Source organism: Mesorhizobium sp. WSM4816 (assembly GCF_055811535.1).
In genome coordinates this window covers 26,254-37,045 of record NZ_JBVVQR010000037.1, presented here as the reverse complement: position 1 = coordinate 37,045, position 10,792 = coordinate 26,254, and the positions used below count along the sequence as shown (strand labels likewise).

Genomic DNA, 10,792 nt, shown 5'->3' with positions numbered 1-10,792 from the left:
TCGCCTCCATTCGGATCCTGGGAGGAGGATCAGCTGACCGGATCGAGAACGGTGGGCCAGGCCTCCTTGTTGGTCTTGATGGCTTCGAGAAGCTTCTCCTCGCCGGTGCGGCGGGCGATCTTCTTCCATTCGACCTCGGTGTCGGCCATCGCCTGCTCGGCGGTCTTGGCCTTGGTCAGTGCGGCGACGAGGTTCTCGTCCAGCGCGTTGTGGAAGGCGGTGGCGCCGGGATAGTTGATGGTCGGGACGGTGCGGGCGACCGTCTCGCGCACCACATCCATGTGGTAGGCGTGATAGGTCTGGCGGACCAGCGGGTCGGAGAAATCCGACAACCGGAACGGATCGAAATAGCCGCCCGGATTGGCGGTCATCCAGGCATAGATACGGCTCGAACCCAGCCACTGCAGGAACAGGTAGCAGGCCTCCGGGTTCTTGGCCTGCGACGAGACCGAGGCCGACAGATTGAGCCACAGCACCGAGCGGCTGATCAGCTTGCCGTCGATCTCGCGGCCGGGCGGCAGCATCGAGCCGATCTTGCCGGTGACAGCTGAATCCTTGTTGCCGGCATTGTCCAAAAATTTCGGCAGGTTGGAGAAGGCGCAGGTCATCGCGGCGCCGCCCTTGGCAAAATTGCCGTACTGCTCCGGCCAGCCCCACGAGATCGCGTCCGGCGAATGATGGACCAGCGAGGCGATGTACTCGTTAACAGCGGCAATGCCTTGCTGCGAATTGATCAGCGGCCTGCCGGTATCGTCGAACAGGAACTGATTGGGCGAAGCCATTGAAACATAACGCTGATACCAATTGGTGTAGCCCCAGCCCTGGTTGCGCAGATCGGTCGAACCGAACAGACCCTTGTCCGGGCGATGGAAGAAGGCGGCGATCTCGTCATGCTGCTTCCAGGTCTTCGGCGGCGCCAGTTCATAGCCATGCTTGTCGGAGAAGGCCTTCTTCTCGGCCGCGTCGCCGAACAGATCGGTGCGATAGACCCAGGTCTGGAAATCGCCGTCCAGCGACACGCCATAGGTCGAGCCGCGATACTGGTTGAGCAGCGAGACGCCCTTGGCGCCGTCGACATAGCCGCGCTCGGGGTCGTCCCATTCCGGCTTGTACTGGGCGACGAAGTCGTCGAGCTTCAGGATGCCGCCGGTTTCGGCGAGATCGCCGAGACGGTTCCATTCCACCGCGTAGATGTCATAGGCCCCACCCTTGGTGGAGATGTCCTGCATCGTCTTGGTGAATTCCTGGCCGTTCGATACGCCGACGATCTCGAGCGGAATGCCGGTTTCTTTCTCCCACAGATCCTTGATCGAGGGCGCGCCGGCGGGAAATGGCTGCGTCAGCTGGCCGATCGAGCCGTCGGACAGGCCAAGCACGATCTTGGCCGGCGCCTTGCCGGCCCCCCTCATCGCCTTGGCCGCCTCGATGGCGCGGCCTTCCGGCGTGTCGGGACCATACTGATAGCGCTCCGAGCCGTCGAAGCCGGTCGGGCCGCCGATCATGCCCGGCGCCAGCGCATCGGCCGCATAGGCGCGGCTGGGGCGGATGAATTTCGGCGCGATACCTGCGGCGGCAACAAGCACGGCCGCCTTTCCACCGGACGCCAGCAGACGGCGCCGCGACATGCGGATCATATCAGACATTGGAACTCCTCCCTCGGGGGCCTTGTTCCTCCACGGCCCTCATGATGGATATTGACGGCAGTATGGGAAGGCTGTCAACATCATAAATACTCAAAACAACTCATAACATCGCAAAGAGAGGGAAAATGCAGTCGACCGAGATCATCACGCCGCAATCGCTGCTTGAATTTGAGGGGCCTGAGTTTGAGGGCCATCGTGCGCAGCACCGACCGTTTCGGCGCGGCTCGACGATTTGGTGTAGCGCCGGCTTGCGCATCGGCTAAGGCCGGATACATCATTTCCCATCAGAATCGCGGATGGCATGAAGCAGTCGTCCGGCATTCGAACCATTGAGCGCGCGATTTTGATGCGCGGTAGCGCGCAAGCAGTGAGGTGATCGACTGTGCGGTCCACCCTGACAGACATAGCCCGGGAAGCCGGCGTTTCAGCCGCGACGGTCGATCGTGTGCTCAACAACCGCGCCGGGGTCAGGGCGCGCACCCGCGAGGTCGTGCTGGAGACAGCGCAGCGGCTGGGCTACATCGCTGAGAATTCGAACAGCCCGACCCCGCGCCACGCGCTGTCCGGTGATGTCATACGGCTCGACTTCGCCCTGCCCGCCGGCACCAATTCCTTCATCAAGATGCTGCACCGGCACATCGAGACGCAGGCGCAATCGCGGCCAGACCTCGATGTTCGCGTCGCCACGATCGAAGGCTTCAATCCCGACCGGCTGGCCCGCCTGCTGCAGGAATTGCGCGGCCAGACGCAGGGCGTCGGCGTCATCGCGCTCGATCACCCGACGGTCCGCGAGGCGATCCGTTCGCTGTCGGCCAGCGGCGTCAATGTCGTCACCATAGCGTCCGACATCCTGCACGTGCCGAGGGTCGCCTATATCGGCATCGACAACCGCGCCGCCGGCCGGCTCGCCGGCTATCTGCTCAACCGCTTCATGGGCGCTGAGCGTCCGGGCAAGGTCGCGCTGTTCGCCGGCTCGCTCTCCTATCGCGGCCATGAGGAACGCGAGATGGGGTTCCGCCACATATTGACGGAAGAATCGCCCAATCTGCAGATCGTCGAGATGCGCGAGATGCTCGACGACCGGGAAAAGGCCTATGCGGAGGCCTCCGCCCTGCTGGACCGGCATCCGGACCTGGCCGCGATCTACAATGTCGGCGCCGGCAACACCGGCATCGCCCGCGCGCTCAAGGAGCGAGGGCGGGCGCTGTCGACCGTGTTTCTCGGCCATGAAGTGACGGAAGGCACCAAGGAGCTTTTGCTCGACGGCACGCTCGATGCAGTGATCGACCAGAACCCGCGCGTCGAGGCCCGCGAAGCGCTCAACACCTTGACCCACGCGATCAGGGGCTTGCCCTACGAACTCCACCAGCCGAGGCTGCAGGTGATTTTTAGGGAGAGCATCCCGGAGATCTGAACGGCCTGTGGCACTGTCAACACGGGCCTAGATTCTGCTCACCATCGCTTGCGCGCCCTCAGCCATGCCGATCGCGATCCGGTCGCCGGAGACAATGCCCGATATGTCGCAGACGACCAGCGGCATGCTGATTTCGTAGAGGAACTCGGCGACGATGGCGCCGACGGCCAGGATCGGATCGGGCCGCTGCAGGATGATGCCGGCCGGCGCCGTGCCCCGGCGGATCGCCTCTGCCAGGACCGACGACGAGGACGACGACCCCCGCCCGGATGCCATCACCAGGATCTTGCCGGCGACGTTGCCGCCCGGGTGCGACCGATCGATGATGTCGCCCGTTTCGGCATCGACGCCACCCCAGAAGCTGAGCGCATCCAACAATACCAGCGCCGATCCCTGCGCCTCGCCTGCATGCTGGAACGTGCCAACTCTGTTCAGCGCTCGACTGTCCTGTTGGCTCATCGCGCGCCTCGCACGACGCGCCCGGCAGCGGCCGAGCGAACGCAGTCTTCCAGGTCGCCGAAGGCCACCGACACGCCGATATTGCCCGGCGCGTAATGCGCCCATTTGCCGGAATTGGTCATCACCACGCCGTCGAGACGCTCGAGCACAGAGGTGACATAGGTGCAGGTATCCGTAACCGGAATGAGGTTGAACTTTTGCGCATCATTCAGCTCGCCCTCGTCCTGCAATCTCTTGAAAGTGGCGCGCCCGGTGTTGACGTAGATCGGGATGCCCCTGCCCGGTACCACCTCGCGCAGCATCGCCAGCAGGCGCATCCACTCGTCATGGGAAAAATGCGGCGTGCCGAGCGACACCGCTGCAAGCGGCGCGCCGTCGGGGACGCTCGACAGTTTCGCCAGCGCCTGGTCGATGTCGGCACGACAGATCCGGATCGTCGCTTCCGGCGCCACGCCGCGAAATGCCTCGTCGAGCGTCCTTGCTTCCGGCGTGATGCCGACCGCATGAAACAGCGCCACTGCACCCGTCGTTGCCGCCGCCGCGCCAAGCGCCTTCAACTGATCCTCGTCGCGCGGCTGCGGCAGGCCCGATATCACAGGAATACGGTCGCCGCTCCTTTGACCGACAATAAGCCCGACGCCGACGAACAGGGCATCGGCAGGTTCGAAAGAACCGCTCAGCTCGAACAGGATCTGGCCGCGCCGGTTTTCGCTGAGATGCAGTCCCCAGGCCGGCGCGCGCCCGGTCATCGCGCAGCACAGATCGATGAAATCGCCATAGCGATTGGTGCGCGCGCCGATCACCGAATTGGCAAAGACGATGGCGTTGGACTCGCCCCAGGCGATCTGCTCGCCAAAGCCCGGCCGGAACCGCGTCTGATAGGGCGCGCAGGTGAAGGTCGCCTGGCAGCCGAGTTTTAGATGCGCCTTCATCAGCCGCCGCGCCGGCACTTCTTGCGCCGGCGGCATCTTCACCAGCCCGGGATGGATGAGGTCGAAGGAACCGACATTGAGTGTCGTCGGCACCCGAACGCGGCCGCCGCCCTCGACCAGCCTTTCGACGAAATCGAGGCTGGCCTGGCCGTGATAGAGGCAGCCGTCGATATGCGCCCCGGCAATGTCCAACAATTTGCGCGCGCCGACGGCGTTGGAAAAGGCGACCAGTATCTTCATCGCTGCGGCCACGGCCGGGCCGTGCTCGCCGTCGAGCATCGACTGGTCGCCCGCACTGAGTTCAAGCGTCATCGGCATGCTCCGGCGCCCCATTTTGCTCGACAGACAGCGGGACAGGTGGGACGGATCGCCAGCTTTTACTAGCCGGCCGCGATCAGCACCGTGCTCTCCGGCGACCAGCGCAGCACCACTTCTTGCCCCTCCGCCAACCTTTCAACGCCGGTGTTCTGCACGATGACCTTGAGCGTTTGCCCGTCGCGATCGACGAAATAGGTGCTGTTGCTGCCGGCGAAGATGCGCTTGGATACCTGGCCGCGCAGCATATTGGCGTTCGGATCGGACGTCCCTGAATCGGTAGCAATGCGGATGCGTTCGGGCCGCACCGCGCAGCTGGCCCTGTCGCCGGCGGCAAGCGTCGCGCCTGCCGCGGCGGCGATCGCCGTGCCGTCCGGCAGCCGGATGCCGGCGCCGGTGGTCTCGCCGCGAAAAATGTTGGCGTCGCCGAGGAAGGTGGCGGCGAACTCGCTCTTCGGCCTATCGTAGATCTCCTCGGGCGGCCCCTCCTGCACCAGCCTGCCGTCACGCAGGATGCCGATGCGGTCGCTCATCGTCAGCGCTTCTTCCTGGTCGTGGGTGACGAAGATGGTGGTGATGCCGATCTCGCGCTGGATGCGTTTCAGCTCGATCTGCATGTCGACGCGCAGCGCCTTGTCGAGCGCGCCGAGCGGCTCGTCGAGCAGAAGCACGCGCGGCTTGGTGACGATGGCGCGGGCGAGCGCGACGCGCTGGCGCTGGCCGCCCGACAGCTGGTGCGGGCGGCGGCCGCCGAGCTTGCCGAGTTGCACCAGGTCGAGCGCGCGCTGCACCTCGCTGGCTATCGTTGCCTTGGCTTGCCCGCGCACCGACAGGCCGAAGGCGACATTGTCGGCGACGCTCATGTTGGGAAACAGCGCATAGTTCTGGAACACCATGCCGATGCGCCGCTTCTCGACCGGCACCCGCTCGACGCTCTCGCCGCCGATCGCGATGCGGCCGGTGTCGGGGAAATCGAAGCCGGCGATCTGGCGCAGGAGCGTGGTCTTGCCGCTGCCCGACGGCCCGAGCAGCGCATAGAAACCGCCGTCGGCGAAATCGATCGAGACATCGTCCAGCGCCTTGTGCGCGCCAAAATTGCGCGACAAATTCGCTACCTGCACGCCGGCCATTATTTCTCTCCGCCGAATTTGAAGAATTTTGCCGTGAGCAGCATCAGCGCCATCGAGACGACGATGATGATCGTCGAGACGGCATTGATCTCCGGCGTGAAACCCTTGCGGATCGCGGCGTAGATCTCGACCGGCAAGGTCGTCTGGCCCGGCGTCGACAGGAAGTACGAGACCACGAACTGGTCGAACGACACGGCGAAGGCGAACAGCCCGCCGGCGATGACGCCCGGCATGATCCAGGGCAGCGTCACCCGCGAAGTCACCTGCCACTGGTTGGCGCCGAGCGATCGCGCCGCCTCTTCCAGCTCCGGCGCAAAGGTCTGCAGCCGGGCCGAGACGACGACGATGACATAGGGCAGCGCCAGCGCCACATGGCCGAGCAGGATCGCGAACAGCCCCCGCCCGATGCCGACGCCGAAGAAGAAGATCAGCATCGCCGTGCCGGTGATCAGCCACGGAATGGCGATCGGTGGAAACAGCAGCGCTTGCAGGACTTTCTTGCCGCGAAATTCATGGCGATAGAGCGCCAGCGATGCCGCCGAGCCGAGCACCGTGGCGATGATGGTGGTGATGATGGCGATCTCCATGCTGTTCCAGGTGGCCGAGATCAGCTGGTCGTTCTGCCACAACGACGCGTACCACTCGGTCGTCCATTCGAACGGCAACTGGTAGAAGGGCGAGACGTTGAACGACATCAGCGCCATGATGATGATCGGGAGGTAGAGGAAGGCGAGCAGCAGCCAGATGTAGAGGCGCCCACACCATTCCAGGATACGCGTCGTCGCCATCACGCGGCCCTCTTCAACACCGGCGACGCCAATGCCAGGATGACCAGCACGACGGCCAGCAGGATGAAGGACAGCGCCGCACCCAGCGGCCAGTTGAACACGGCGACGAACTGGTCCTCGATGATCGTGCCGTAGAAAGTGCCGGTGCGGCCACCGAGGATACGCGGTTCCATGAAGGAGCCGACGACGGGAACGAAGATCAGCGCCGCTCCGGCGACCAGCCCCGGCATCGACAGCGGAATGATCACCCGTTTCAGCATCTGCAGCCGCGAGGCGCCGAGCGAGCGGCCCGCCTCGATCAGCGAATCGTCGATGGCCTGCAGCGTCAGATAACAGGTCAGCACCATGTAGGGCACGTAGGAGTGGACCAGGCCGATGATGACGGCCGGATAGGAATACATCAGGTCGATGTTGATCTTGAACGGCAGCACGGCGTTGAGTGCGGTGTCGAGAATGCCGCCTTCGCGCAGCACCATCGCCCAGGAGAAGATGCGCACCAGCCCGTTCGACCAGAACGGCAGGATGACGAGCAGGAAGATCGCCTCGCGGCTGCGTCCCCTAAACACCTTGGCCAGCACATAGGCCGCCGGATAGCCGATGACGACGCACCACAGCGTCACCTCGAGCCCGAGCCTGAGCGAGGCCAGCAGCAGCGTCCGGTAGAGGCCTTGCGCAAAGAAGGTGGCATAATTGTCCAGCGTGAACGACCACGCCTTTCCCGACAGCGGCAGCTCGGTCATGAAGGAGAAGAACACCATGGCCGACAGCGGCAAGAAGATCGCCACCGTCAGCCAGAGATAGGCGGGCACAAGCAGGGGCAAAGCCGATCGCAATCCGCTCCTCGCACCGGTCGCGACCTGTCCTGCCATATGCTCCTCCCGAAAAGCTTTCCGCTATTTCACATTGACCTTCAGTTCCTGCCACAGCGCCAGATAAGCCTCGCGCTGCGCGTCGCTGATCGGCGCCTGGAACTGGATGCGCTTGGCGACGTCGGGGTCGCCCATCACCTTGCGGTTGAAGGCGTCTTCGGGAAGGGCGGCGACCGCCTTGGCGTTGGCCGACACCGGCGCGCCGACCTTGGTGACCCATTCGACGTAGAACTTCGGGTCGATCATGGTGTTGATGAAGGCCTCGGCGCCGGCGACATTCTTGGCGCCGACCGGAATGGAAAAGGCGTCGAGCCAGGCGACGGCGCCTTCCCTGGGAATGACCAGCGAGACCGGCAGCTTGAAATGCGTCTTGGCGCGGTCGGCCGAGCCGCTCCAATAAGTGCCGATGTCGATCTGATTGGAGGCGACCACCTGGTTCCAGTCGTTTTCCGAACTCCAGAACGTCTTGATCTGCGGCATCAGCGAGGTCAGCTTCGCCTTGACAGCTTCCATATCCTTGATGTCGTTGATGTTCTGGCCGGTGGCGATGGCGCCGAACTGGACCGCCTCGACCGCGTCGTCGCGGATGGTGACGCGGCCCTTATGCGCCTCGTTCCACATCTCGGCGATGCTGGTCGGCGGCGTCTCGAAGGCTTTCTCGTTGATGGCGAGCGCAGTCAAGCCCCACACCCATGGCACGCCATAGACCTTGCCGTCGCGGGCGAGCATCGGCGAGCCTGCCTTGTCCGCGCTGATGTCGGCATAGTTGGGGATTTTCGAGACGTCGATCGGCTGGATCAGCTTTTCCGCCATCGCCTGGTCGTTGAAGGCGGCGTTGATCATGACAACGTCGTAGAGCCCGGGATTGGTCCTGAGCTTGGTCAGCATTTCCTGTTCGGAATTGAAAAAGTCGTTGACGACCTTGTTGCCGGTCGCCTTCTCGAAGGCGGCAATGGCCCAAGGCTCGTCGGCGCCGTAGCCCTTCCAGTTGAGCACATGCACCTCGTCGGCGCTGGCGACCAGTGCGGAAGCGAAGACGGCGGTTGCCGTCAGAAAAGCAGTCAGTTTGGGCATGCGCATGTTCGTTCCTCTCATTGTTTGCCCGGTTGGCGAGCTTGTTTAAGTCATTTTTGCTGTCGGAAATGGGCCTCTTGCCTGCCGCCATGCGCGGATCGATCGTCATGGCTGAGGAATGCCTGGATCTCGTGGGCGGTCGGCGCCGACGACCCGCCATGGCGGGTGACCGAGAGCGCTGCCGCCGCATTGGCGTAGCCCGCCGCTTCGAACGGCGGCACGCCGCGCGACAGCGCGCTGACGAAGGCGCCGATATGGGTGTCGCCGGCGCCGTTGGTATCGACGGCGGCGACGTTGAAACCTTGTATGGCCTTGGCGCCGCCATCCGCCAGCCGCACGAAACAACCTTTTGCTCCGGCGCGGATGACGACCGCCTCGGCGCTCGGGCAGTGGCTGGCCAGCAGCCGGGCGGCGATGGCCTCGACATCGCCGCGGCCGGCGATCTCGGCCGCTTCGACGGTGTTGCAGCTCAACCAGTTCGTGCGCGCCAGCACCCGGTCGAGAATGGCGCGCGGAATGTCCGAGACGACAGGCGTCGGATCGAAGACAAGGGCGATCTCCGCCGGCAGCGCCTCGATCCAGTCGGCCAGCGCGTCGCGGCTGCCGGGATAGCTCAGCGTGTAGCCGGAGGCGAACACCCAATCATCAGGCGCAACGCGGACAGGCGCCATCATGCCGAGGCTGAGCACACTCTCGGCGCCAGGCCATGACACGAAGGTGCGCTCAGCGTCACCGCTGATCATGGCGACGCAATTGCCGCTGTCCATATCAGGCGATGGCGGGGTCAGCGTTGCGATGCCTTCGGCGGCAAAGGCGGCGCGCAGGAAGTCGCCATTCGGTCCGCTGCCGAGCTGGCCGCCGAAGACGACCTTCATGCCGGTGCGGCTGGCCGCGACCATCATGTTGAAGCCGCCGCCGGCGACCTGGGCAAAGCTCGATGCGGTCTTTTCGGTGCCGGGCTCAGGCAGGGCGTCGATGCGGTAGACATGGTCGACCACCGCGCTGCCGACATGGACAAGACGCCGGCTCATGTCAGGCTGAGCTCCGCTCATGTCAGGCTCAGCTCCGCTCATGTCAGGCTGAGCTCCGCTCATGTCAGGCTGAGCTCCGCTCATGTCAGGCTGAGCTCCGCTCATGCCGCCGCGTCCTTGCCTGAACCACTTTTCGCCATCCGCGCCGCGACCAGGTCGGCGGCGAGCCCGCGCACCTGCGCGATGTCGAGGCCCTTGAGCTGGGCGATGTATTCCCTTGGCAATCGGCGAAAGCCGGCGCAGGCGCCTGCCATGCCGGCCGCGATGGCGCCGATCGTGTCGGTGTCGCCGCCGAGATTGGCGCTGATGACGGCCGCCTGCCAGGGATCGCCGCCGGCGATTTCCAGCACCGCGAAGGCCGCCGGAACCGATTCCTGGCTGGCGACGCCGGTGCCGACCAGGTCGACGATCAGCCGGATGCCGTCGGTGACGGCCTTGCCGCGAACCAGGCCCCTCGCCCAGTCGATGCGCGCGGCGATATCGCCGCCGGTCGTCCAATGACCGCGTTCTGCGCCCTGCCTTGCCGCCACGACCGCGCGATCCGAGGCGGCGCGCCAATCGCCGCCGGCAACGCCACAGCTGACGGCAGCGGCAACGGCAGCCGCCGCGGCAATGGCGATCGAGGTGTTGTGCGTCGCCCGGCAGGTTTCCGCAACCTTGGCGACCAGCGCGTCGAGCGGCTCCAGCGGCATCATGATGCCGACCGGCGCGATGCGCATCGCCGCGCCATTGGTGTCGCCGCTGCGCCCTGCCTCCTCGGCCGGCACGCCGTCATTGATGGCGTCGATGGCGCGCTTGGTCGACGGTCCGAGCAGATCGTAGCTGCCGCGCGCCTTGACCTCGCGCTCCCAGTCGAGCAGCGCCTTGACCCAGCGCGTGTGGTCGAAGCCGTCGCCTGAAGCAACCAGGATGCGGCCGAGCAGCAGCGCCTGTTCGGTGTCGTCGGTGACGGTGCCGGCAGCCAGGCCCTTCGACACCGGATGGTCGGCGGCGGGCGCGACGAAACCCTCGACAGGACCGTAGAGCTCGGCGATGCGGGCCGGCGACAAAAGCTGCGTCGGCATGCCGAGCGCATCGCCCAGCGCCCCGCCGACAAGCGCACCCATCGCCCGGTCGATCGCCGCGGCCATCTCCATG

Annotated in this window: 10 protein-coding genes; 1 reads left to right on the top strand and 9 read right to left on the bottom strand. The window is 65.0% G+C overall.

The window, feature by feature from the left end:
• Positions 1-29: 29 nt before the first annotated feature.
• The gene (locus AC0L3H_RS27395; protein ID WP_473587542.1) at positions 30-1,643 is read right to left on the bottom strand and encodes an extracellular solute-binding protein; all 1,614 of its coding nucleotides are present in this window, start codon (positions 1,641-1,643) and stop codon (positions 30-32) included.
• A gap of 382 nt (positions 1,644-2,025) precedes the next feature.
• Between AC0L3H_RS27395 and AC0L3H_RS27390 the strand changes: the two genes are divergently transcribed.
• The gene (locus tag AC0L3H_RS27390; RefSeq protein ID WP_473587541.1) at positions 2,026-3,057 is read left to right on the top strand and encodes a LacI family DNA-binding transcriptional regulator; all 1,032 of its coding nucleotides are present in this window, start codon (positions 2,026-2,028) and stop codon (positions 3,055-3,057) included.
• Positions 3,058-3,084: 27 nt separating this feature from the next.
• Here the strand turns inward: AC0L3H_RS27390 and AC0L3H_RS27385 are convergent, their stop codons facing one another.
• The 8 genes from AC0L3H_RS27385 to AC0L3H_RS27350 all read right to left on the bottom strand — a co-directional run bounded on the left by AC0L3H_RS27385 (position 3,085) and on the right by AC0L3H_RS27350 (position 10,791).
• A complete protein-coding gene (locus AC0L3H_RS27385) occupies positions 3,085-3,516 on the bottom strand; it encodes an aconitase X swivel domain-containing protein (RefSeq protein ID WP_473587540.1) in 432 nt (143 codons plus the stop codon).
• Positions 3,513-4,760 (bottom strand): aconitase X, encoded by a 1,248-nt coding sequence (locus tag AC0L3H_RS27380; RefSeq protein WP_473587539.1) that lies wholly within the window; start codon positions 4,758-4,760, stop codon positions 3,513-3,515. The genes AC0L3H_RS27385 and AC0L3H_RS27380 overlap by 4 nt, the downstream gene beginning before the upstream one ends.
• 68 nt (positions 4,761-4,828) lie before the next feature.
• On the bottom strand, positions 4,829-5,893 hold the full coding sequence (locus AC0L3H_RS27375; protein ID WP_473587538.1) for an ABC transporter ATP-binding protein: 1,065 nt from the start codon (positions 5,891-5,893) through the stop codon (positions 4,829-4,831).
• A complete protein-coding gene (locus AC0L3H_RS27370; protein WP_473587537.1) occupies positions 5,893-6,681 on the bottom strand; it encodes an ABC transporter permease in 789 nt (262 codons plus the stop codon). The genes AC0L3H_RS27375 and AC0L3H_RS27370 overlap by 1 nt, the downstream gene beginning before the upstream one ends.
• Positions 6,681-7,550, bottom strand: coding sequence for an ABC transporter permease (locus AC0L3H_RS27365; protein WP_473587536.1), 870 nt, complete (start codon positions 7,548-7,550; stop codon positions 6,681-6,683). The genes AC0L3H_RS27370 and AC0L3H_RS27365 overlap by 1 nt, the downstream gene beginning before the upstream one ends.
• A gap of 24 nt (positions 7,551-7,574) precedes the next feature.
• Positions 7,575-8,630 carry an ABC transporter substrate-binding protein gene (locus AC0L3H_RS27360; protein ID WP_473587535.1) on the bottom strand — a complete coding sequence of 352 codons (1,056 nt, stop codon included), beginning with the start codon at positions 8,628-8,630 and terminating at the stop codon, positions 7,575-7,577.
• Positions 8,631-8,674: 44 nt separating this feature from the next.
• Positions 8,675-9,655, bottom strand: a complete 981-nt coding sequence (locus AC0L3H_RS27355; protein WP_473587534.1) for a PfkB family carbohydrate kinase — start codon at positions 9,653-9,655, stop codon at positions 8,675-8,677.
• Positions 9,656-9,756: 101 nt separating this feature from the next.
• Positions 9,757-10,791 (bottom strand): ADP-ribosylglycohydrolase family protein, encoded by a 1,035-nt coding sequence (locus tag AC0L3H_RS27350; protein WP_473587533.1) that lies wholly within the window; start codon positions 10,789-10,791, stop codon positions 9,757-9,759.
• Between the last annotated feature and the right edge of the window lies 1 nt (position 10,792).